Source organism: Paraburkholderia saeva (assembly GCF_907164555.1).
In the GTDB taxonomy this organism is placed as follows: Bacteria; Pseudomonadota; Gammaproteobacteria; order Burkholderiales; family Burkholderiaceae; genus Paraburkholderia; species Paraburkholderia saeva.
This window is the reverse complement of the sequence record NZ_CAJQZC010000001.1, coordinates 85,670-107,990: the sequence shown is the minus strand read 5'-3', so window position 1 is coordinate 107,990 and position 22,321 is coordinate 85,670. Positions and strand designations below refer to the sequence as shown.

Genomic DNA, 22,321 nt, shown 5'->3' with positions numbered 1-22,321 from the left:
CTTTTGCGCTCGCCAGCGCGTGTGCGGCGCGCGCGGCGGGTGCTGTGAAATGGCCGTGTGTTCCCGTGCTACGGGCTTGCCGGCCGGGTCGGCGCCTGCACCTGCGCTGGAGCCGCCGTGCCCGGACTGGCCGCCGCGGCGTCGCCGCCCTGCGTGGGCGGCGGCGGATCCGTCACGAAGCCGATCCGCTCGAGGCCGGCCTGCTGCGCCGCGCCCATCACCTGGGCGATCGTTTCGTAACGCGTCGAGCGTTCGGCGCGCAGATGGATTTCGGGCTGGTCCGTGCGCTTGCCGGCTTCGGCGAAGCGCGCGCGCAACTGGTCGAGCGTGAGCGGCGTACTGTCCCAGTAGAGCTTGCCGGCGGCATCGATGGAAAGGGAAATGGTCTGCGGAGTCTCCCGCGACGGCGCCGACGCCACCTTCGGTAGATCCAGCCTGATCGCGTGCGTGAAGAGCGGCGCGGTGATGATGAAAATGACGAGCAGCACGAGCATCACGTCGATCAGCGGCGTCATGTTGATGTCCGCCATCGGTGCTGCAGTCTGCTTCCTGTCGAGTCCGCCGAACGCCATGTCGATGACCTCCGCGAAAGATGTCAGGCGCCGCTCGCGGCCGGCGCGCACACATAGGCGTGCAGGTCGTGCGCGAAGCCGTCGAGTTCTTCCGACAGTTGGCGCACGAGGCGCCCGAGCACGTTGTACGCGAGCACGGCGGGAATCGCGACCACGAGTCCGAACGCCGTCATGATCAGCGCCTCGCCGACGGGCCCCGCGACGTTCTCGATCATCGCCTGGCCGCTCGCGGCAATGCTGCTGAGCGCGTGATAGATACCCCACACGGTGCCGAGCAACCCGACGAAAGGCGCCGTGCTGCCGACCGAGGCGAGCAGCACCTGGCCAAATTCCAGACGACGCTGCGACGCGGCCAGCGCCTGCCGCAACGCGCGCAGCACGCGCTCATTGCGCTCGACGCGCCCAAGCAGCGCGCCAGGCACATCGGCTTCGGCGGCATGCAGTGCGGCTTCGGCGAGGGGCGCGAACACGCGTTCGCGATCGGCAATGCGGATTGCCGCGACGCCATCCGACAACGTCTGCGCCTGCCAGAACAGCGCCACGGCGCGTGGCCCCTGCCGCTTCGCGCGGCCGAGCACCCAGCTTTTCACGAGCAGGAAACACCAGCTCGCCACCGACATCGCCAGCAACAGCCACGCGACGCCATGTGTAATCGCGTCGCTGGCCTGCAGATAATGGAGGATGCCGGTGTTTGCCATCGAGCCTCGCTTTGGAACAGTTGAACTGTCGAACGGTTGGAACCGCTGGAAGATGCGCGGGTTTAACGCACGTTTTAACGCAGGCCGAGCACGTCCTGCATGTCGAAAAATCCGGTCGGATGCGCTTCGAGGAAGCGCACCGCGCGCAGTGCGCCCTGCGCATACGACAGACGGCTCGCCGATTTGTGCGTGATCTCGATGCGCTCGCCGATGCCCGCAAACAGCACCGTGTGATCGCCGACGATGTCGCCGCCACGGATCGCCGAGAAGCCAATCGTCGATGGATCGCGTTCGCCCGTCACGCCTTCACGGCCGTAGACGGCGCACGCGTCGAGATCGCGACCGAGCGCATCGGCGATCACTTCGCCCATCGCCAGCGCCGTGCCCGACGGCGCATCGACCTTGTGACGATGATGCGCCTCGATGATTTCGATGTCGTAGCCGGTCGCGAAATGACGCGCTGCGAATTCAAGCAGCTTCAGCGTGACGTTCACACCGACGCTCATGTTCGCGGCAAACACGACGCCGGTCTTCTCGCCAGCGGCACGCAGTGTCGCTTTCTGCGCGTTGTCGAATCCGGTCGTGCCGATCACGAGCTTGACGTCGTGACGGAGCGCGGCTTCGACATGCGTCATCGTGCCGGCCGGACGCGTGAAGTCGATCAGATAATCGGCTTCGGCGAATACGCGCTCGATGTCATCGGTCAGGAGAATGCCCGTCGACTTGCCGAGGAGCGCACCGGCGTCCTGGCCCAGCTGCGGGTCACCCGCGGGCACGAGCGCGCCTGCAAGTGTCAGGTCGGCGTCGTTCAGAACGGTTTCGATGAGCATGCGGCCCATCCGGCCCGACGCTCCAGCAATGGCAATTTTCATCGGCAACTCACGAGCAACAAGGCGGCTGATGCATGGAGCGCGCGAAGAAAAACGTCGTCTCCACGCCATTCAACCGCGGAAAAATGGAAATGACTGGCGATACGCCAACCGGCACGGCTTCATGCCGGAGACGCCCGTCACGCCGGACGACCCTGCCCGACCTTAGATCCGGCAAACCGCGCGCACAAGCGTAAAGGCAGGCTCGCGCGACGCGCACCTTGCGGGCCCAGCCCGCAAAGTGACAGACAACCTGCCTAGCCGCCCGTTCCCGTCGATGCCGGTGCCGGCGCGTTGCTTTGCGGACCGACCGGACCCACCGGGTTGTCAGCCGGCGCGTTCGGATTGGTCGGCGGCGGCGGACGGTGGAACTGGAACTGCGGCGTGACCGGCGTGCCCGTGTTCGGCGGCAGACCTGCCGAAGGCGGCGTGCCCGCACGCACTGAAGGCGTTGCATTGCGTCCCGGCGCCGGAACGGCATCGGTCGCACGGTTCGCGGCCTGCGCAGCCTGCTCGTTCGCGGCCGTTGCAGGCAACGCGGCCGCGGCGGATGCGTCAGGTGCCGAGGGTGAACGCGTTGCGTCAACGGTAACCGGCGCCGCAGCGGCGGCGACCGGCGCGCTCGCGCCCGTTGCGTTACTCGCTACGACCGGCGCGGCGGCAACCTTCTTGCCGGTGCGATCGCCGTCGATATCAGCAAGCAGTTCGAGGTTGGACGGCAGATCTTCGCCACCCGACCAGCTCGCGACGCGATCATTCGCAAACAGCACGACGAAGTCACGCTGCTGCACGATCGAGGTCGAGCCGCGCTTGAAATAGAACAGATAGTCCCAGCGGTCGGCGTGGAACATATCGGTCAGAAGCGGCGTGCCGAGCAGCTGGCGCACTTCCGCGCGCGACATGCCGACTTTCATTTGCGCTGCTGCTTCGCTTGAAACGAAGTTGCCCTGCACGACAGTAATCCGGTACGGCGTGACGCTTTGTGCGATACGCTGCGTGAGGCTGTCGTATGTGGAACATCCAGCAAGAACCGCTACAACCGCAGCAGCGATCAAGGTACCCCGCATGCGGCTCCCCCGGTAGATCAATTGAGATTTTGAAATCATTTCACTCACCGTGCGGGCTTGCTGGCAAGCCGCGCGAGTTTCTGTCGAAGATGACCTGAACAGCAATTCACATTACTATTAGAACCCTGCATTGTACTCTAGGGACTCGCCGTCATGACCAATCCAACCGATCTCAAGAATATCGGGCTTAAGGCGACCCTACCGCGCCTCAAAATTCTCGAAATTTTCCAGCACAGCCCGGTGCGCCATCTGACGGCGGAAGACGTCTATCGCAACCTGCTGCACGAGGAGCTCGATATCGGCCTCGCCACGGTTTACCGCGTGCTTACACAGTTCGAACAGGCTGGCCTGCTGTCGCGCAGTAATTTCGAGTCTGGCAAGGCGGTTTTCGAGCTGAACGAAGGGACGCATCACGACCACCTCGTGTGCCTCGACTGCGGCCTCGTCGAAGAGTTTTTCGACCCCGAAATCGAGAGCCGTCAGCAGGCGATCGCAAAAGACCGCGGCTTCAAGCTGCAGGAGCATGCACTTGCGCTGTATGGCGCGTGCACGAAGGAAAACTGCCCGCATCGCAAGCATTGATCTGACGAGGGCGCGCCAGATTCACCGCGCCCACGATGACGAAAGGCCCGGTCGGCAGTGAACTGCCAGCCGGGCCTTTTCATTTCCGCGTGCGATGCTCAGGTCTCGGTCACCGCAACCTGCTCGCCGTGCAGTTCGAGGCGCCAGGGTTCCGTCAATGCGATTTCGTCGCAATTGGGCTGATCGCCGCCCCGATCGATTACGACGAAATCGCTGACGCAGTCGAGCGCGAGCAGCGGATGGTGCCAGACGCCTTTCGCGTAGTTGACGCCCTGCCAGCCTTCCGTCCAGAAGGCGCGCATTTGCGATGCGTCGAACTCACCTGCTGGCGCGACGACGATCACGTAGCGCGCGTCTCGCAATGGAACAAACGCCTGACTGCCGAGCGGATGCCGCTCCATCATCGAGATTTCCAGCGGCCATGCGCGCGGTTGTCCGCGAAACACGTTGATCAACGGACGGCCGCCGTCATCGCAGACGTCGACGGTCGCCAGATCGTGAAACCGTTCGGTCGTGCCGCCGTTGATCGGAAAATGACGGGCGCCGTCGATTTCGATCACGTCGCCGAACGGCGCGAACGCTTCGCGCGTCAGGCGGGCTACCCGCAATGTCTTCATGACGGACTCCCGGTTACGCGATCTCACCCCACAGACGCAGCCGCGATACGCCGCCGTCCGGATAGATGTTGAAGCGCACGTGCGTCACGGGCCCGAGCGCGGCGAGCTGCTCGCTGAAAGTGTGGACGTTGTCCATCTTCAGCGACTGCTCCGGCAGCAGCACGGGCCAGAACATCGCCTGCGTGACGAGGGAATCGTCCGTGCCGCCCGCCACCGTCGCCGCCTGCAACGAACAGCGATCCGGGAAGTTGCCCTTGAAATGCGCGGTGTCGACTTCGACGCGACGAATCGTGCCTGGCCGCGCAAGCGCAACGATAGCCCAGTCGTTACCCGGCTCGCGGCGACGGCGCGTCTCCCAGCCGTCGCCCATATTCACGCCGCGCCCCGGCATCAGGATCGTCGACGCAGGCCCGAAATGCTGGTTGTTCGCCGCCACCAGATACGCGCCGTTTTCGATTGCAGCGAGATCGATCAGCCCGCCGCGCTCGACGGTGTTCCAGTCGCGCTTCGGCTGACCGTACACCCGCAGGCGCGCGAGGCCGCCATCCGGATAGAGATTCACGCGCAGATGTGTGAACGCGCGCGTATCGTTCACTTCGACATAGTGGTGCTGATTACCCTGCAGCGTCATGGCCGGCACGAGCGTTTGCCAGTCGGCGTTATCCGGCGGCGTCTCGCTGTCGACGTGGCACGCCTCGATCGAAGCCGCCGGCGGAAAATTGCCTGTGAAGTGGCTCGTATCGAGATCGAAGCCGTGCACCACGCCCGGACGCGCAAGCCGGACCACGCAGTGGTCGTGACCGGTGGTGCGCTTGCGTCGCGTTTCCCAGCCGTCCATCCATTTGCCATGCTCGTCGTACTTGCCGGGGATGAACACCGCCGGCTGCGGGTCGAGCATGCGTTCCTTAGGCGCGAAGAATTCATCGCTGGCGAAGAGCGCCTTCGCGCCCAGACGCGGATCGGCGAGGTTCATGTAGCGACGTGTGAAAGCGGGAGCGTTGGGGTCGAGAACTGGAGCTGCCATGATGTCGTTTGCCTGTCTGCTGGATGAAGTGGTGAAAACCGGCGGCTGCGATGCCCGCCGGCGTATTCAGATTGCGTGCGCCGCTGCGCCGGATGCGACCGAAGGGGCACTGTCGTCGCCGGCCGGCACGAAGCGCAGCTCGGCGTCCTGATTCAGCACGCGTCGCGCACGCACCTTGTCGATATCGTTTTCCCACACGGCCACCACGACCGTGGCAACGCAGTTGCCGATCAGGTTGGTCAGCGCGCGTGCGATCCCGACGAACCAGTCGACCGGCAGAATCAACACGAGGCCGAGTACCGGAATCGCAGGAATCGCAGAGAGCGTCGCGGCGAGAATCACGATCGCCGAACCCGGAATGCCGTGCGCGCCCTTCGACGTCACCAGTGAAACCAGCACGACGACGATCAGGTCGTGGAGTGACAGCGGCGTATTCGTCGCCTGCGCGATAAAGATCACTGCGAGCGTCAGGTAGATCGAGAAACCGTCGAGGTTGAACGAATAGCCGGTCGGAATGACAAGACCGACGGTGGAATCCTTCACGCCCATCCATTCGAGCTTGCGCATGATCTGCGGCAACACTGCATCCGACGAAGCGGTGCCCAGCACGATCGACAGTTCCTCGCGCAGATAGCGGATCAGCTTGAACACGTTGAAGCCCGCCAGCCGCATCACGATGCCGAGCACAACCGCGACGAACACAATGCAGCTCGCGTAGAACACGATCACCAGCATGCCAAGCTGCTTGAGCGACTCGACGCCATAGGTGCCGGTTGTAAACGCGATCGCGCCGAGCACACCGAGCGGCGCGAGCTTGATGATGAAACTCATCACGCGAAAGAAGACCTGCGCGAGTTCGTCGATGAGGCTGCTCACGCGCTGCGCCTTTTCGCCGAGCAATGAAAGCGCCGAGCCGAACAGCACCGAGAACACGAGGATCTGCAGGATGTCGCCCTTCGCGAAAGCATCCATGGCGGTTTCGGGGATGATTTTCAGCAGGAACCCGGCTGTGTCCTTCAGGCTCTTCGCATGCTCGGTGTAGGTCGAGAGCGATGCGGCATCGAGCGAATGCAGGTCGATGTTCATGCCGACGCCGGGCCGTGTCGCGTACGCCAGCACCGCGCCGATCACGAGCGCGATCGTCGTCATGATTTCGAAATAGACCACTGCCTTCAGGCCGACGCGACCTACCTTCTTCAGGTCGCCCGCATGGGCCATGCCGCCCACGACGACGCAGAACACGATCGGACCGATCACCATCTTGATCAGCTTCAGGAAGCCGTCGCCGAGCGGCCTCAACGACTGCGCGAAATGGGGAAACAACGCGCCGATCACGATGCCCGCCACCAGCGCGATCACCACCCGGCCAAACAGCGAATTGAAAAACTTCAACACGGCTTTCTCCTGGTTCCGGTTCAACTGTTCATACTGGTCCGACCAGTACTGTTATGGCCAATAGTAGGAATTCGATATAGTTGAGTCAAGGAAAGATACGACGGGGTTTACCCCTGCGGCCTGTGTGCTTTTCGCGTTGTTTCCGGCACCGTTTTTCAATCATCCGCTGCACCCCTTCGCGGCGCGGATTACAATGCCGGTCAGACCACGCCCAACCCAAAAGTCAGATGAAAAACGTTCCGCACACCGTCACCGATGCCGCAATCGCCACGATTCGCGAACGGATCGAGGGCGGAGCGTATCCGGTTGGAAGTCTTTTGCCTGCGCAGCGCCAGTTATCGGAGGAACTCGCGATCAGCCGCGCCTCGCTGCGCGAGGCGCTGTCGACGCTGGAAGCGCTCGGCCTGCTGACGATCCGTCCCGGCAAGGGCGTGTACGTCGAAAGCACACAGGCAGCGGCAGGCGGACATCCGTGGCGTTTTGCCAGCCAGTCGTCCTTGCCGGACACGTATCAGATGCGTTTTGCGCTCGAAGGCTTTGTCGCGCGCATGGCGGCACTCGCCGTCAGCGACGGCGACATCGACTGGTTCGAGGAGAACATTGCCGCGCTGCACGGCGCACTGACTGCGGCCGAACTCGACGAGGCAGCCCAGCTCGACTTCGAATTCCATATGCGGATCGTGAGCATTGCCGGCAATGCGGCGATCGAATCGATCCTGCGCAGCAGCGCGGACATCATGAAGGAAAGCCAGCGCATGCCGTTCTACCGGCGCGAACTGGTGTTGACGACGTATCACGAGCACCGCGCCATTCTCGATGCGCTCAAGGTGCGCGACGCCGACGCCGCCGGCAAAGCCATCGAGACGCATATCGCGAACGCCGCGCGTCGCGCCGGCGTGTATTTCCCGACGCCGTGAAGCGGGACGCAGAGGGTGCTCGCCGCTCCATGCCGACCCACATGAACTGAAACGCCCATAAAAAAACCGCTCCAAAGAGCGGTTTTTTCTGGCACCTGCAACGCGACAGTGTGACCTCGCGTTTTATTTCGCGCTTTATTTCGCGTTAGCCAGCGCCACAGCCGTATCCAGCATGCGATTCGAGAAGCCCCACTCGTTGTCATACCAGCTCGACACCTTCACGAGACGGCCCGACACCTTCGTCAGCGTCGAATCGAACGTCGACGAAGCCGGGTTGTGGTTGAAGTCGATCGAAACGAGCGGTGCGGCGTTGTAGCCGAGAATGCCCTTCAGCGCGCCTTCCGATGCTTCCTTCATGATCGCGTTCACTTCATCGACCGTCGTGTCGCGCTTCGCGATGAACGACAGGTCGACGATCGACACGTTGATCGTCGGCACGCGGATCGCGTAGCCATCCAGCTTGCCGTTCAGTTCCGGCAGCACGAGGCCAACCGCCGATGCGGCACCCGTCTTCGTCGGGATCTGGCTGTGCGTGGCCGAACGCGCGCGGCGCAGGTCTTCGTGATACACGTCCGTCAGAACCTGGTCGTTCGTGTATGCGTGGATCGTCGTCATCAGGCCGTTTTCGAGGCCGATCTTGTCGTTCAGCGGCTTGACGAGCGGTGCCAGGCAGTTCGTCGTGCACGATGCGTTCGAGATGACCGTGTCCGATGCCTTCAGCACGTGATGGTTCACGCCGTAGACGATCGTCGCGTCGACATCCTTGCCGCCCGGCGCCGAGATGATCACCTTCTTCGCGCCAGCCTTGATGTGAGCGCTGGCCTTTTCCTTCGTCGTGAAGAAGCCCGTGCATTCCATCACGACGTCGACCTTCAGTTCCGCCCACGGCAGTTCAGCCGGGTTGCGCACAGCCAGCACGCGGATCTTGTCGCCGTTCACGACGAGGTTCTCGCCGTCGACTTTCACTTCGCCCGGGAACTTGCCGTGTGCCGTGTCGTACTGCGTCAGATGGGCGTTCGTGTTCGCATCGCCCAGATCGTTGATGGCAACGATTTCGAGATCGTGCTTCTTGCCGTTTTCATAGAAGGCGCGCAGCGTGTTGCGGCCGATCCGGCCGTAGCCGTTGATTGCGACGCGAATCGTCATGGTCTATCTCCTGATTCCTGATGGCTAAAAAATACGTTCGTGAGGTGGGTTCCGCCGCCGCGCCAAACATGTGCGCGCGCGGCGAACCGAAACGCCAGTGTCAGCCCAGCGTCTTCTTCGCCGTTTCCACGACGTGATCGACGGTGAAGCCGAAGAACGGGAACAGCACGTTGGCCGGTGCGGACTCGCCGAATACGTCGATGCCCACCACGCCGCCTTCGAGGCCGACATACTTGCGCCAGAAATCCGTCACACCCGCTTCGATCGCGACACGGCGCACGCCTTGCGGCAGCACGCGTTCACGGTACTCGGCGTCCTGCTGGTCGAACACGGTGGTCGCCGGCATCGATACCACGCGCGCCCCGATACCGGCCTGTTGCAGCGGCTCGACGGCCTTCAACGCCAGTTCGACTTCCGAACCCGTCGCGATCAGGATGATCTTGCGCGCGGGGATTTCGTCGTTCCAGTCGCGCAGCACGTAGCCGCCCTTCGCGATGTTCGCGATCTGCGCATCCGTGCGTTCCGAGAACGCGAGATTCTGGCGGCTGAAGATCAGGCACGACGGACCGTGATGCTCGACGGCCTGCGTCCACGACACCGCCGTTTCTACGGTATCGGCCGGACGCCACACCTGCAGATGCGGAATCAGACGCAGGCTCGAGACGTGCTCGATCGACTGATGCGTCGGGCCGTCTTCGCCGAGGCCGATCGAATCGTGCGTGAACACGAAGATCGACGGCGCTTTCATCAGCGCGGCAACGCGCAATGCATTGCGGCTGTAGTCCGAGAACGTGAGGAACGTGCCGCCGAACGGCTTGAAGCCGCCGTGCACCGCGATACCGTTGATCGCCGCGCTCATGCCGAATTCGCGCACGCCGTAGTTCACGTAGTTGCCGGCTGCGCCGTTTTCGCCGACGCGCACGTACTTCGCGGCCTTCCAGTTCGTGAGGTTCGAGCCGGTCAGGTCGGCCGAACCGCCCAGCAGTTCCGGCAGCACGCCCGACAGACCTTCGATGGCCTGCTGCGACGCCTTGCGGGTCGCCACGGTCTCGGCGCGCGCATTGGCGCCAGCGATGATCGCCTGGGCCTTTTCCGCCCAGTCGGCCGGCAGCTGCTTCGACATGCGGCGTTCGAACTCGGCAGCTTCCTGCGGATACTTCGCGCGATAGGCGGCGAACGCCTTGTCCCACTCGCCTTCGACCTTCGCGCCCGATTCCTTCGCGTCCCATGCTGCGTAGACTTCTGGCGGAATCACGAACGGCTCGTAGTTCCAGCCGATCTTCGCGCGCGTGGCCGCGATTTCCTTGTCGCCGAGCGGCGCGCCGTGCGCGTCGTGGCTGCCCGCCTTGGTCGGTGCGCCTTCGCCGATCACGGTCTTGCAGCAGATAAGCGTCGGCTTGTCCGACAGCTTCGCCTTCTTGATAGCTGCATCGACGGCTTCGACGTCGTGGCCGATCACGCCCGGAATCACGTTCCAGCCGTACGCTTCGAAGCGCTTCGGCGTGTCGTCGTGGAACCAGTGGATGACCTCGCCATCGATCGAGATGCCGTTATCGTCGTAGAACGCGATCAGCTTGTTCAGCTTCAGCACGCCCGCGAGCGAGCACGCTTCGTGCGAGATGCCTTCCATCAGGCAGCCGTCGCCGACGAACACGTACGTGTGGTGATCGACGATCTTCGCGTCAGGCTTGTTGAATTCGTTTGCGAGCAGCGACTCGGCGAGTGCCATGCCAACCGCATTCGCCAGACCCTGGCCAAGCGGGCCCGTCGTGGTCTCGACGCCCGGCGTGATGCCGTATTCCGGGTGGCCCGGCGTTTTCGAGTGCAGTTGACGGAAGTTCTTCAACTCTTCCATCGGCAGGTCGTAACCGGTCAGATGCAGCAGCGAATACAGCAGCATCGAGCCGTGACCGTTCGACAGCACGAAGCGGTCACGATCGGCCCACTGCGGATTCTTCGGGTTGTGGCGCAGATGTCGCGACCACAGCGCAACGCCGATCTCGGCCATGCCCATCGGCATGCCCGGGTGACCGGAGTTGGCTTTCTGAACGGCATCCATAGCCAGCGCACGGATCGCGTTGGCCATCTGGGAGGTGGGTGCGGGAGACGGGGTCGTCATGTCGAGTCCGGAGAACGAGTGCAAAAAGCGGGGCGCAGGCGGCGGTCCGGAAGCTCGGCGGCCAGAGTGCTCCGGCGCACGATGCGGCGCCGGGAGACGCGAAACGGGCAGAGCAAACGGACAAGGCAGCAAAGCGTCATATTCTAGCAGATCGTCACCGTTTACCCGGTCCCAAGGGGCCGGGAGAGGCAAGTTTCGGCTTGGGTTCGACCATAGCGATCGTTTAGGGTTCGTGGCCGGAAAGCGGCCGCCATCGCGGTGCGTCCGTACCGGCGGGCGCGAGTGGGCGCAACCTGCCGCCTCTATAATCGGGCCATCGAGACCCACCGCGCCCGCGAGCGCACCCACCATCCGTGAGCGCCCCGCTACTCTTTCATCCTGCGCCCGATGCGGTCTACGGCTTCCCTGGCGCACGTCGCCTTGTGAGCGTCGATTCGCCGTTCCAGCACATCGCGGTGTGGGACACGCCGCAGCTCGGGCGGCTTTTCACGCTGGATGGCCGCCCGATGACCTCGACCGGCGACGAGTTCATCTATCACGAATGCATGGTTCACCCCGCCGCGCTCACGCATCCGGCGCCGCGCGCGGCGCTGGTGCTGGGCGGCGGCGATGGCGGCGCCGCGCGTCAGTTGCTGCGGCACCGGGAAATCGGCCGGATCGTGGTTGCCGAACTGGACGCCGAGGTCGTGCGGCTCACACGCACGCACTTGCCCGAAGTACACGGCGGTGCGTTCGACGACCCGCGCGTCGAACTGGTGATCGGCGACGCCGCCCGCTTCGTCGAGACAGCCGCTGAACACTTCGATCTCGTTGTCTTCGATCTGACGCCGCCCGACTCTCCCGCTGCCGGTCTCTACACCACTGCGTTCTACACAGCGCTCAAGCGCGTGATGACGCCTGACGCGGTGTTGTCGCTGCATCTCGGATCGCCGTATTTTCATGCGTCGCGCATTGCAGCGCTCTTGCGCGATCTGCGTGCCGCCTTCCGGATCGTTCGCACGATGGGCACGTTTGTGCCGCTTTACGGGTCACAGTGGCTGATGGCGACAGCCAGTGACGTCGTCGATCCCGCTGCAACGGCCGCAATCAAGGTTTGCGGCACACGGCTTGCGGATCGGCAGATCGAAGGGCTGCGCTTTTATGACACTGATGTGCACGCGGGCCTCTTTGCCGCGGCTCACGCTGCACGCGATAAACTTGGCCCATTACTCGCATCGTCGTCATGCCAGAGCGAAACGGGGAGCCCGTCCGGCCTACCCTGTTCACCCGACGATCAATCGCCACGGAGAAATCCATGACCGCCCCTCGCCCAGCCGGCGTACCCTGGTTGACCCCTTACATGACGGTGCGCGACGCGCGCGTCGCGATTGCATTTTTCGAAGCCGCGTTTGGCTTCGCGGTGCGTGACAGCGTGAGCGACGACGGCGCCATCATGCACGTCGAGATGACCTATCAAGGTCAGCTGATCATCATGTTTGCACCCGAAGGCGGATTCGGTTCGACGGCAAAGACGCCGAAAAGCGCGGGCGCCATTGCGCCGCAATCGTTCTACCTCTATGTCGACGATGTCGACGCTGTGTATGCTCGCGCCATCGCGGCGGGCGCGAAGTCGCTGAGCGAGCCGGAAGACCAGTTCTGGGGCGACCGCTTCGCCCAGATCGAGGATCTCGACGGCTATCGCTGGGCGCTCGCGCGCCATCTTTCATGAACCGGAGACTCTTTTCCTGATGCCCCGTTTTTTCGTCGACATGCCGCTTCAAACGGGCGACGTCGAGCAACTTCCAGATGATGTCGTCCGACATGTGCAGGTGCTGCGCCTGCAGACGGGCGATTCGATTGCGCTCTTCAACGGCGAAGGTGGCGAGTACGTCGCGGAACTCGTCGACATCGAACGCCGCTCGGTGACGGCGAAGATAGCCGGCTTTCGCGATATCGACGTCGAGCCGCCCTATCAGCTGACGCTCGCGCAGGGCATCGCCGGCGGCGACAAGATGGACTGGTTGATCGAGAAAGCCGTCGAACTGGGCGCATCGGAATTCGCGCCGCTCACGACCACGCGCAGCGTCGTGCGGCTCTCAGGAGAGCGTGCGCAACGCCGGAACGCGCACTGGCAAGGGATCGTGCGGGCATCGTGCGAGCAGTGTGGACGCAATCGCCTGCCCGATGTCGCGCCGGTCAGCGACTTTACGGCGTGGCTCGGCACTTTGCCTGCAACGTCGGCACCCGATGAGCTCAGGCTGCTATTGTCGCCGCGTGGCAGCATCGCGTTTTCCGCGCTGCCCGTCGAGCCGCCGCGCGGGCGCGTCATCGTGTTGATCGGGCCGGAAGGCGGATTGTCGGTGGATGAAGAAACCGCCGCTGTGGATCAGGGCTTCACGCCTGTCGGCCTCGGCCCGCGCGTGCTCCGCACGGAGACGGCGGGCATTGCGATGCTGGCCGCACTGGCCGCGCGCTGGGGCGGCTGGTAACGCATTGCACGTCGGCGCTGCGACCGCACTTTCGCTCAGGTGCCAGCGCATCAAACGCGCGCGCCAAAGAAAAAGCCCGCTTCATGGCGGGCTTGCTTCAGCGATGCACTCAAGGTGCGCGGCTTGAACTTCAGGGTCTCATCACCCCTGCACGGTCACGCGAACGAGTAGAACACGCGGAATGCGACCTTGCGTTCGGCCCAGAACTCCGCGGCTTCGCGAAACACGTCGAGGAGGGTCTCGCGGCCTTCCTTGTCGAATTTTTGCGCGACCGGCAGTGCTTCGAGCACGATCACAAAACCCGGCTGCGGACCCGCCTTCGCGACGAGATCGGTCAGGCAATCGTAAAGCGCGTCGTAATTCTTGCCGAAGTGCTTCGGAAACGTGAACGAGGTCGCGATCGTCTCCATGACTTCCTGTTTGCTCTGCGCATTGCCGCAGCAGGCATAGAGAAAATGCTGTTCCAGCTGGCTCGCCTCGTCAGCAAGATCCTGCACGCGAAACGCGCGGATCGACTGTACGATGTTCGGTCGTACGGTCTTGAAAAGACTCATGGGGCCCTCGTTCGATGAAAGCACAGTGCTGGCTTCGCTCTGGGTATCCTGGCCGGGCCCGGCGCTGCGCATCTGCATGACGCGCTGGAACAGATTGCCGTTACCGGCCGCGAAAAGATCCGTCGCGACTGTGGAGTCGTGCGCGTAGACGTTGTCGCTCATGCTGTTCATCCCGATGTCATTCAACAATACGTTTAAAACTCGTGTAGTGGTCGTCGGAGTAATAACAGTTGTCGGTTCGCTGTAGCGGGCCGCCACAGACTATGCGGCGCGCGCCCCGATTGCGGGCGCTGGGCGTGGGGACGGTGTATTCGTGGTAATAACCGCGCTTATGCGGCGACAGCAACCGCTCGCGATTGCCGAATACGATGCCGTCCTTCTCATACGGGTAAGGCCCGCCTGCTGCAATCAAGTTCAAAGTATTGACTGCTTCCCGCGGCAACTGCGCCACCGCAATGGTGCCCTGCGCCTGATCGGTGGACGGTGTCGCGGTATCGCGTGCGAACGCGCCAGGGACGACACTCCCGCACAGGCTGACGACGATCAGGGCGGCTGGGAGCACGCCGTTGCGGAGCCACTTGCGCGCCATGAACCAGAATTCCCGCTGTTAGATCACGAGTTCGACGACCATGAAAGGTGTAAGGGTATCGCTAATGGCCCCTGGAATCAATGCGCGATCGGCCAGCCGGGGGCTCCACTGGAGCGCAGACGCCCCGCTGGCGCGCCTTCCAGCGGCTTTTGTCCCAGCCAAATTAATCCCGCCGGCATCCTGGAATAATCGGGGCGCAATTGATACGGCTTTGACCGGAGTTGCGCGCGCTCGTGTGCGTCGCGAGCGGCAGGCAAAGGCAGGGAGCCTCGCCTGCACGCCTTGAGACACCGCGCGCCCCGCGTGGACGCGCCGTCTGAAGCGGCAATTATTACCGGCAGGCGCTGACGTCCGCCACCAGCAAGGCCGTCATATTGACGATACGGCGCACCGTCGCTGATGCGGTCAGCACGTGCACCGGCTGCGCGGCGCCAAGCAGCATCGGGCCGATCGCGATGTTGTTGCCCGCGGCGGTCTTCAGCAGGTTGTACGAGATGTTCGCCGCATCGATGTTTGGCAGGATCAGCAGGTTCGCGTCACCTTCGAGCGTCGAATCCGGCAGCACTTCGCGACGCAGGTTTGCGTCGAGCGCGACGTCGCCGTGCATCTCGCCGTCGATCTGCAGGTCCGGCGCACGCTCCCGCACGAGCGTCAGCACTTCGCGCATCTTCTGGGCGCTCGGCGCGTGGCTCGTGCCGAAGTTCGAGTGCGACACCAGCGCGATCTTCGGTTCGATACCGAAACGACGCACTTCCTCGGCCGCCATCACCGTGATTTCGGCGAGCTGTTCCGGCGTCGGGTCGACGTTCACGTGCGTGTCGACGATGAAGATCTGGCGGCCCGGCAAAACCAGCGCGTTCATCGCGGCGTAGACGGTGCTGCCTTCCTTCTTGCCGATCACCTGATCGATGAAATGCAGGTGGCGATGCGTCGTGCTGATCGTGCCGCAGATCATGCCGTCCGCTTCACCCTTCTTCACCAGCATCGCGCCGATCAGCGTCGTGCGGCGGCGCATTTCGAGCTTTGCCATCTGCTCGCTGATGCCCTTGCGCGACATCATCTTGTAGTACGCCTGCCAGAATTCGCGGTAGCGCTCGTCGTGGTCGTTGTTCACCACGGTGTAATCCTGGCCGGCGACCAGACGCAGGCCATAGCGCGAGATGCGCTGCTCGATGACGGCCGGACGGCCGATCAGGATCGGCTTCGCGAGCTTTTCGTCGACGACGATCTGCACCGCGCGCAGCACGCGCTCTTCTTCGCCTTCGGCGAACACGATGCGCTTCTTCTCCGGCTCGACGCTGCGCGCGAGCTGGAAGATCGGCTTCATCGTCGTGCCGCTGTGATAGACGAACTGCTGCAGATGCTGCTCGTACGCATCCATGTCCTCGATCGGACGGGTTGCGACGCCCGAATCCATCGCGGCCTTCGCCACGGCCGGCGCAATCTTGACGATCAGACGCGGATCGAACGGCTTCGGAATCAGGTACTCCGGACCGAACGACAGATCCTGGATGCCGTACGCCGTCGCGACGATGTCGCTCTGCTCCTGACGCGCCAGCTCAGCGATCGCGTTCACCGCCGCGATTTCCATTTCACGCGTCACCGTCGTCGCGCCCGCGTCGAGCGCGCCGCGGAAAATGAACGGGAAACAGAGGACGTTGTTGACCTGGTTCGGGTAATCAGTGCGGCCCGTGCAGAGCACCGCGTCCGGACGCACTTCGAGTGCGAGTTCCGGCAGGATTTCCGGCGTCGGATTGGCGAGCGCGAGAATCAGCGGCTTGTCGGCCATGCGCTTGACCATGTCCGCCTTCAGCACGCCACCGGCCGAAAGACCCAGGAAAATATCGGCGCCTTCGATCGCCTCGCCCAACGTGCGGGCCTGGGTTTCGCGCGCGAAGCGTTCCTTGTCCGGATCCATCAGCTCGACGCGGCCCTTGTAGACCACGCCGGCCAGGTCCGTCACCAGAATGTTTTCGATCGGCAGGCCGAGATCGACGAGCAGATCGAGACACGCAAGCGATGCCGCGCCTGCGCCCGAAGCCACGAGCTTGACCTTCGCGATGTCCTTGCCGACCACCTTCAGGCCGTTCGTGATGGCTGCCGCTACCACGATGGCCGTACCGTGCTGGTCATCGTGAAAGACGGGAATCTTCATGCGCTTGCGGCATTCGCGCTCGACGATGAAACAGTCCGGCGCCTTGATGTCTTCGAGGTTGATGCCGCCGAATGTCGGTTCGAGCGCGCAGATCACCTCGACCAGCTTGTGCGGGTCGGATTCGTTGAGTTCGATGTCGAACACGTCAATGCCTGCGAACTTCTTGAACAGCACGGCCTTGCCTTCCATGACCGGCTTCGACGCGAGCGGGCCGATGTTGCCGAGACCCAGCACGGCCGTGCCATTCGTCACGACACCGACGAGGTTGCTGCGCGCCGTGAAGCGCGCGGCATTGAGCGGGTTCTCAACGATCTCCTCGCACGCGAACGCGACGCCGGGGGAGTACGCCAGCGCGAGATCGCGCTGGTTGATCATCTGCTTGGTCGGCGCGATTGCGATCTTCCCGGGAGTCGGGAACTCGTGATAATCGAGGGCAGCTTCGCGAAGTTTGGTATTGGCGGGAGTCGACATAAGGCGTGCCTGGAAGTGCGGATTAGAATAGAAGTTCGACGCATTGTAGCGCCAATCCCAAAGCCGATTCCTTCAAAAAGGGTACAACTGCCGCGACTGAAACAGCGCAAACGCCCGCTGTGCAGTGCAACAAAAGAATCGCCATCGGCCGGATGGCCGGGTTTCACTGGCCATTCGGCCAGGTCGCAGAGGGGATACGCGAACCGTACAATTCATTCGTTCCCGTCGTGCTTCACGAGACTTCGTTTTTTGTTTCTCGCTGAAATTTGCCGGGCTTTCGAGCCGCGCCTTATGCTTGCCGGGGGCCTTCGTGCTGCCCTGCGGCCTTACGGATTTTCGCCATGCTTTCCGAGTTTTCACTGATCGACCGTTTCTTCGCGCGCCGTGCGCGTGCCACGCCGCGCGCGCCACTCGGCATCGGCGACGACTGCGCGCTTCTCACGCCGCGCGCCGGTGAAATGCTGGCCATTTCGACGGACATGCTGGTCGAGGGCCGCCACTTCCTTCCCGATGTCGACCCCTACGCGCTGGGCCACAAGGCGCTCGCAGTCAATCTGTCCGATCTCGCGGCGATGGGCGCGAAGCCACTTGCGTTTACGCTCGCGCTGGCGTTGCCGCAGGCGCAGGAAGACTGGCTCAGCGCGTTCAGCGAGGGCATGTTCGAGATAGCGGAGCGCTTCGATTGCGAGCTGGTTGGCGGCGACACGACGAGCGGGCCGCTCAACATCTGCATCAGCGTGTTCGGCGAGGTGCTGCCCCAGCACGCGTTGCGCCGCGACGCCGCGCAACCCGGAGACGACATCTGGATCTCCGGAACCCTCGGCGACGCACGCGCCGGGCTGGGCGTGCTGCGCGGCGAGTGGACGGCGGGCGATGAAGAGGCCGCTGCACTCCGGAAGGCGCTCGAGCGTCCGGAACCGCGCGTCGCACTCGGCATCGCGCTGCGTGGGCATGCGCGCGCAGCGCTCGATATCTCCGATGGACTCGCAGGCGATCTGCTGCATATTCTCGAGCGATCGCAGATGAGCGCCCACGTCGACGTCGATGCGGTGCCCCGCTCCGCAGCGCTGCGGCGGCTCGCGGCTGACGTGCAGCGCCGCTGCACGCTCGCGGGCGGCGACGACTACGAACTGTGCTTCACCGCGCCAATATCCGCACGCAGCGCAATCGAAGCGGCGGGCAAAAGCGTCGCTGTGCCCGTGACGCGCATCGGTACAATAAGCGCTCTCCAGGCCGGCGTACCTGCCATCGTATGGCACGACGCAGCAGGCACGCCGCTCAACCTGACGTTGCAAGGCTTCGATCATTTCCATGCAGACTGAACCACCGCTCGGCCCCGTCGACGACCTCACGCCCTCGCCCGATCCGGGCGCACCGCGGCCGCGCCGCGCAACAGCGCGTTTCATGCTGTCGCATCCGCTGCATCTGATTTCGCTCGGGTTCGGCAGCGGGCTTTCGCCCATTGCGCCGGGCACGTTCGGCACGTTGTTCGCGTGGGCGTCGTTCGCTGCGTTCAGCCGCTACCTGACGGTGATCGAGTGGGGCATCCTGATCGCGGTCGGCTTTTGCGCCGGCATCAGCATTTCGGGATTCACGGCGAAGCGCCTCGGCATCGAAGACCCGTCGCCCGTCGTGTGGGACGAGATTGTCGCGTTCTGGCTCGTGTTGCTGATGGTGACGCCCATCACGTTCACCGGCCAGTTGTGGGCATTCATCGTGTTCCGCTTCTTCGACATGGTGAAGCCGCCTCCCATCCGCTATTTCGATCGCAAACTGAAAGGCGGATTCGGCATCATGTTCGATGACCTCGTCGCCGCGTTCTTCACGCTCCTCGTCATTGCGCTGTGGCGCATGTCGGTCTGACCGACGCACGTTACCGGACATACGCATGGCTACCGATTCCGTCGTCCATCAACTTGCGATTCGCGTGGGCAACCGCTTGCGCGACGAGCGGCTGATGCTCACTACCGCTGAATCCTGCACGGGCGGCATGGTCGCGACCGCCATGACGGACATATCCGGCAGTAGCGGCTGGTTCGAGCGCGGCTTCGTCACGTATTCCAATCAGGCGAAGACCGAAATGATCGGCGTGCCCGCAGACCTGATCGACAGACACGGCGCCGTGAGCGAACAGGTGGCGCGCGCCATGGCCGAAGGTGCGCTGCGCAACAGCCGCGCACAGGTGTCGCTGGCAATCACCGGGGTCGCCGGGCCGGGCGGTGGGACGGAAACGAAGCCGGTCGGCATGGTGTCGTTCGGCTGGACGAACCGCCTGCATACCAAAGTCGAAACGGTCGTGTTCAAGGGCGATCGCAACAGGATCCGCGTTCAGGCCGCCGAACATGCGTTGCGCGGCGTGCTTCTGCTGCTCGATGAGCAGGAACGCTAGTCCCTCCGTTCATGCAGGCCGGACCCGGTTCGTCCGCAGCCAATCCGCTTACACGCTTCCGATGAACACACCCGCTACCGAAAAAGCCGAGTTGATCCGCCAATTCGATCTGCAGCCGCATCCTGAAGGCGGTTTTTACCGCGAGACGTATCGCTCGACAGCAGAAGTGGCGCGGAAGGATTCGGCAAAGACGCGCTCGGCTTCGACCGCGATCTACTATCTGCTCGCGGACGGCGCGCATTCAGCGTGGCACCGCATCCGATCCGACGAAGTCTGGCATTTTTATGCCGGCGAGCCGCTTTACGTTCACGTCCTCGATGAACGCGGGCACCTGACATCACATCGGCTGGGCAACGCACTCGTGCATGCGGATGCCGTATTTCAGGTGGTCGTGCCAGCCGGCCAGTGGTTTGCTGCGGAGTGCGTCGACCCGGCCAGCTACGCGCTTGTCGGTTGCACGGTCGCTCCGGGATTCGAATTCAGCGAATTCGAGCTGGCAAGCGTGGATGCGCTGCTCAAGGCCTATCCGGCGCATCGCGATACCGTGATGCGACTGGGGCCGGCCTCACGCGCTGCATAATCCCTGCCCCAGTTTCACGGCTAGCGATACTGGTTGATCAGGTCCCGCGTCTCGCGGGCGGCGCTCGCTGCGGCATCGGCGAAGTCATCGCCCTTGCCGGCGTAGATGATCGCGCGGGACGAGTTGATCAGCATGCCGGTGTTGGCCGCCGTGCGTCCCGCACGCACCGTCGCATCGACATCGCCGCCCTGTGCGCCGATGCCCGGAATCAGCAGTGGCATGTCGCCGACAATGCCGCGCACCGCTTCGATTTCCTTCGGGAACGTCGCACCCACCACGAGCCCGAGTTCGCCGCTCGCGTTCCACTTTTCTGCCGCGAGCCCCGCGACGACCTGATACAGCGGACGCCCGCCCGTCTCCAGAAATTGCAGGTCCGAACCACCCGCGTTCGACGTGCGGCACAGCACGATCACGCCTTTGCCCGCGTGTTCGAGATACGGCTCGATCGAATCGAAGCCCATATACGGGTTCACCGTGACAGCGTCCGCACGATAGCGCTCGAATGCTTCGCGCGCGTACTGCTCGGCGGTGCTGCCGATATCGCCGCGCTTCGCATCGAGAATCACCGGCAAACCCGGGTGATGCGCGTGGATGTGGGCGATCAGCTGTTCGAGCTGGTCTTCGGCGCGGTGTGCGGCGAAGTACGCGATCTGCGGCTTGAACGACGACGCATACGGCGCGGTCGCATCGACGATGGTGCGGCAGAAATCGAAAATGGCGTCCGGCCGGTTCGCCAGCGCGCCGGGAAATTTCGTGGGCTCGGGGTCGAGGCCGACGCACAGCAGGGAGTTCGTGCGCTGCCACGCGTCGTTGAGTGTCTGGATGAATGAGGACATGGTGAAAACTCGCGACGAGCCATTAGCGGATAAGGCGCGTATTTTACCCGGCGTCGTCGCCTTTCGGGCCCAGCGCCCTCACACACGACGCAGCGCAGCAGTGCCCGCCGCGCACCTGACGCACGTGGCGCATGTCCCGATCAATGGACGAACGCCCGGAGCGCGGCAAACCTGGACGCGCTACTGCCGCCCATGCCCCCGCGCACCGGCGGTCGAACGCATGCCGGTCCGCTCGACCGTGAACGTGAACTGACGCCTCAGCCGTTCGCCGCGCGCGAGCACCGTCATGCCATTCGCGGCCGCGCCGCCGGGCAGGTTCATCGCGTTGATCGGATGGTCGACGGGTTCGAAGCAGAAGAAGTCTTTCGACGGCGGCGTGTACAGCACGTAGTAATCGGTATCGGCGGCGATCGTGAGTGACAGGCGGCGCTTCGGCCACACGACCGCCGTGCGCCCGCTCCAGCCGGTAAACGCATGGTTCACCATCGTCTCCGGCAGCGGATACGCGACGCCAAACTGCCACGCGGGCGGAGCGGGAACGTGCCGCATCGGCAGCCAGTCGTCGCCGGCGAGCCACAGGCCGCCGGCCGCAGCCGACAGTTCCGTGCCCGCATCGCGCGGCAGAAACGGGTGAATCCCGAGACCGAACGGTAACGCTTCGCGCCCGGTGTTTTCGATTTCGAGCGTGATGATCAACGCGGGACCGTCGAGCGTGTACATCTGCATCGCACGATACGCGTACGGTTTGCCCTGGCTGCGATCGAGCGTCAAACGCACGCTCTGGTCATCGGTATCGGCGACCTGCCATTGCGCGAGCCAGCCGTCGCCGTGAATCGGCAGCGCTTCGCCGTCACGGTTGAGCGGCACGTCGATCGAGCGGCCCGAAAAGCTGAACTGACCGCCGCCGATCCGGTTCGAATACGGCAGCAGCGGGTAACAGGCGAGCTCGTTCGGATCGGTATCGCTCGCGACGTGGCGGCAGCGGCGAAAAATCGGTACGAGGCCACCGTCGCTGCGGTAGTCGAAACGGGTCACGCCGCCACCGAGCAGCGGGGCGACGTCGAGCCGCAGTTGTGCATTTGAAAGCGTGACGGAAGCGATATCGCCCGCGACCGTCGTGCCGGTCGCGACGGCCGAGGTACTGGGTCCGGGTAGCACAGGGGTGGCAGCCGCGGCCAGTCTCGCGCGGCGCGACTGCGATGAAGACGAGCCAACGGAATTCGTGACAGTCATGTCAGTCTCCTCGAGAGGCGTCAAACATTGCCGTCGTCAT

22 protein-coding genes and 1 pseudogene are annotated in these 22,321 nt (G+C 63.7%); 9 read left to right on the top strand and 14 right to left on the bottom strand.

Annotation, left to right across the window (positions count from 1 at the left end; genetic code table 11):
- Nucleotides 1-68 precede the first annotated feature (68 nt).
- The 4 genes from LPA36_RS00505 to LPA36_RS00490 form a co-directional block, all read right to left on the bottom strand.
- On the bottom strand, nt 69-572 hold the full coding sequence (locus LPA36_RS00505; protein WP_228874175.1) for an ExbD/TolR family protein: 504 nt from the start codon (nt 570-572) through the stop codon (nt 69-71).
- A 23-nt stretch (nt 573-595) separates the two neighbouring features.
- Complete coding sequence (locus LPA36_RS00500) at nt 596-1,270, bottom strand: MotA/TolQ/ExbB proton channel family protein (RefSeq protein ID WP_228874174.1); 675 nt, start codon at nt 1,268-1,270, stop codon at nt 596-598.
- Nucleotides 1,271-1,344: 74 nt separating this feature from the next.
- Nucleotides 1,345-2,142: a 4-hydroxy-tetrahydrodipicolinate reductase gene (dapB, locus tag LPA36_RS00495; RefSeq protein ID WP_228874173.1), complete on the bottom strand. Its 798-nt coding sequence runs from the start codon at nt 2,140-2,142 to the stop codon at nt 1,345-1,347.
- A gap of 254 nt (nt 2,143-2,396) precedes the next feature.
- Nucleotides 2,397-3,206: an outer membrane protein assembly factor BamE gene (locus tag LPA36_RS00490; RefSeq protein ID WP_228874860.1), complete on the bottom strand. Its 810-nt coding sequence runs from the start codon at nt 3,204-3,206 to the stop codon at nt 2,397-2,399.
- 153 nt (nt 3,207-3,359) lie between these two features.
- Between LPA36_RS00490 and fur the strand changes: the two genes are divergently transcribed.
- Entirely contained in the window at nt 3,360-3,788 is a 429-nt protein-coding gene (fur, locus tag LPA36_RS00485; protein WP_228874172.1) for a ferric iron uptake transcriptional regulator, read from the top strand.
- A 98-nt stretch (nt 3,789-3,886) separates the two neighbouring features.
- On the opposite strand, the gene LPA36_RS00480 is transcribed toward fur, so the two are convergent.
- From LPA36_RS00480 to LPA36_RS00470, 3 genes are all read right to left on the bottom strand, one after another.
- On the bottom strand, nt 3,887-4,405 hold the full coding sequence (locus LPA36_RS00480) for an ureidoglycolate lyase (protein WP_228874171.1): 519 nt from the start codon (nt 4,403-4,405) through the stop codon (nt 3,887-3,889).
- A 13-nt stretch (nt 4,406-4,418) separates the two neighbouring features.
- Nucleotides 4,419-5,429, bottom strand: coding sequence for an allantoicase (gene alc / locus LPA36_RS00475; protein WP_228874170.1), 1,011 nt, complete (start codon nt 5,427-5,429; stop codon nt 4,419-4,421).
- A 66-nt stretch (nt 5,430-5,495) separates the two neighbouring features.
- Complete coding sequence (locus tag LPA36_RS00470; protein WP_228874169.1) at nt 5,496-6,824, bottom strand: C4-dicarboxylate transporter DctA; 1,329 nt, start codon at nt 6,822-6,824, stop codon at nt 5,496-5,498.
- 227 nt (nt 6,825-7,051) lie between these two features.
- Here LPA36_RS00470 and LPA36_RS00465 point away from each other — a divergent pair, with 227 nt between their 5' ends.
- On the top strand, nt 7,052-7,741 hold the full coding sequence (locus LPA36_RS00465) for a FadR/GntR family transcriptional regulator (RefSeq protein ID WP_228874168.1): 690 nt from the start codon (nt 7,052-7,054) through the stop codon (nt 7,739-7,741).
- 135 nt (nt 7,742-7,876) lie between these two features.
- On the opposite strand, the gene gap is transcribed toward LPA36_RS00465, so the two are convergent.
- Together gap and tkt are read right to left on the bottom strand one after the other, a co-directional pair.
- A complete protein-coding gene (gap, locus tag LPA36_RS00460) occupies nt 7,877-8,887 on the bottom strand; it encodes a type I glyceraldehyde-3-phosphate dehydrogenase (protein ID WP_228874167.1) in 1,011 nt (336 codons plus the stop codon).
- Between the two features lie 100 nt (nt 8,888-8,987).
- Nucleotides 8,988-11,006 (bottom strand): transketolase, encoded by a 2,019-nt coding sequence (tkt, locus tag LPA36_RS00455; protein WP_228874166.1) that lies wholly within the window; start codon nt 11,004-11,006, stop codon nt 8,988-8,990.
- A gap of 353 nt (nt 11,007-11,359) precedes the next feature.
- Between tkt and speE the strand changes: the two are divergent.
- The 3 genes and pseudogenes from speE to LPA36_RS00440 form a co-directional block, all read left to right on the top strand.
- Nucleotides 11,360-12,208 (top strand): annotated as a pseudogene (gene speE / locus LPA36_RS00450) (polyamine aminopropyltransferase); the annotation flags it as partial.
- A gap of 92 nt (nt 12,209-12,300) precedes the next feature.
- Nucleotides 12,301-12,714, top strand: coding sequence for a VOC family protein (locus LPA36_RS00445; protein WP_228874164.1), 414 nt, complete (start codon nt 12,301-12,303; stop codon nt 12,712-12,714).
- 19 nt (nt 12,715-12,733) lie between these two features.
- Nucleotides 12,734-13,474 (top strand): 16S rRNA (uracil(1498)-N(3))-methyltransferase, encoded by a 741-nt coding sequence (locus tag LPA36_RS00440; protein WP_228874163.1) that lies wholly within the window; start codon nt 12,734-12,736, stop codon nt 13,472-13,474.
- 155 nt (nt 13,475-13,629) lie between these two features.
- Here LPA36_RS00440 and LPA36_RS00435 read toward each other — a convergent pair whose 3' ends face one another.
- From LPA36_RS00435 to LPA36_RS00425, 3 genes are all read right to left on the bottom strand, one after another.
- Nucleotides 13,630-14,190 carry a barstar family protein gene (locus LPA36_RS00435; protein ID WP_228874162.1) on the bottom strand — a complete coding sequence of 187 codons (561 nt, stop codon included), beginning with the start codon at nt 14,188-14,190 and terminating at the stop codon, nt 13,630-13,632.
- Nucleotides 14,191-14,206: 16 nt separating this feature from the next.
- Entirely contained in the window at nt 14,207-14,617 is a 411-nt protein-coding gene (locus LPA36_RS00430; RefSeq protein ID WP_228874161.1) for a ribonuclease, read from the bottom strand.
- A gap of 331 nt (nt 14,618-14,948) precedes the next feature.
- Nucleotides 14,949-17,243: an NADP-dependent malic enzyme gene (locus tag LPA36_RS00425; RefSeq protein ID WP_228874160.1), complete on the bottom strand. Its 2,295-nt coding sequence runs from the start codon at nt 17,241-17,243 to the stop codon at nt 14,949-14,951.
- 341 nt (nt 17,244-17,584) lie between these two features.
- On the opposite strand from LPA36_RS00425, the gene thiL reads away from it, so the two are divergent.
- The 4 genes from thiL (at nt 17,585) to LPA36_RS00405 (ending at nt 20,212) form a co-directional block, all read left to right on the top strand.
- The gene (gene thiL, locus LPA36_RS00420) at nt 17,585-18,565 is read left to right on the top strand and encodes a thiamine-phosphate kinase (protein ID WP_228874159.1); all 981 of its coding nucleotides are present in this window, start codon (nt 17,585-17,587) and stop codon (nt 18,563-18,565) included.
- The gene (locus tag LPA36_RS00415; protein WP_228874158.1) at nt 18,555-19,106 is read left to right on the top strand and encodes a phosphatidylglycerophosphatase A family protein; all 552 of its coding nucleotides are present in this window, start codon (nt 18,555-18,557) and stop codon (nt 19,104-19,106) included. The genes thiL and LPA36_RS00415 overlap by 11 nt, the downstream gene beginning before the upstream one ends.
- A gap of 25 nt (nt 19,107-19,131) precedes the next feature.
- Nucleotides 19,132-19,632, top strand: coding sequence for a CinA family protein (locus LPA36_RS00410; RefSeq protein WP_228874157.1), 501 nt, complete (start codon nt 19,132-19,134; stop codon nt 19,630-19,632).
- Between the two features lie 61 nt (nt 19,633-19,693).
- Entirely contained in the window at nt 19,694-20,212 is a 519-nt protein-coding gene (locus tag LPA36_RS00405; RefSeq protein ID WP_228874156.1) for a cupin domain-containing protein, read from the top strand.
- 20 nt (nt 20,213-20,232) lie between these two features.
- On the opposite strand, the gene pyrF is transcribed toward LPA36_RS00405, so the two are convergent.
- A complete protein-coding gene (gene pyrF / locus LPA36_RS00400; protein WP_228874155.1) occupies nt 20,233-21,048 on the bottom strand; it encodes an orotidine-5'-phosphate decarboxylase in 816 nt (271 codons plus the stop codon).
- 180 nt (nt 21,049-21,228) lie between these two features.
- On the bottom strand, nt 21,229-22,281 hold the full coding sequence (locus LPA36_RS00395) for an aldose 1-epimerase (protein WP_228874154.1): 1,053 nt from the start codon (nt 22,279-22,281) through the stop codon (nt 21,229-21,231).
- Nucleotides 22,282-22,321: the final 40 nt, after the last annotated feature.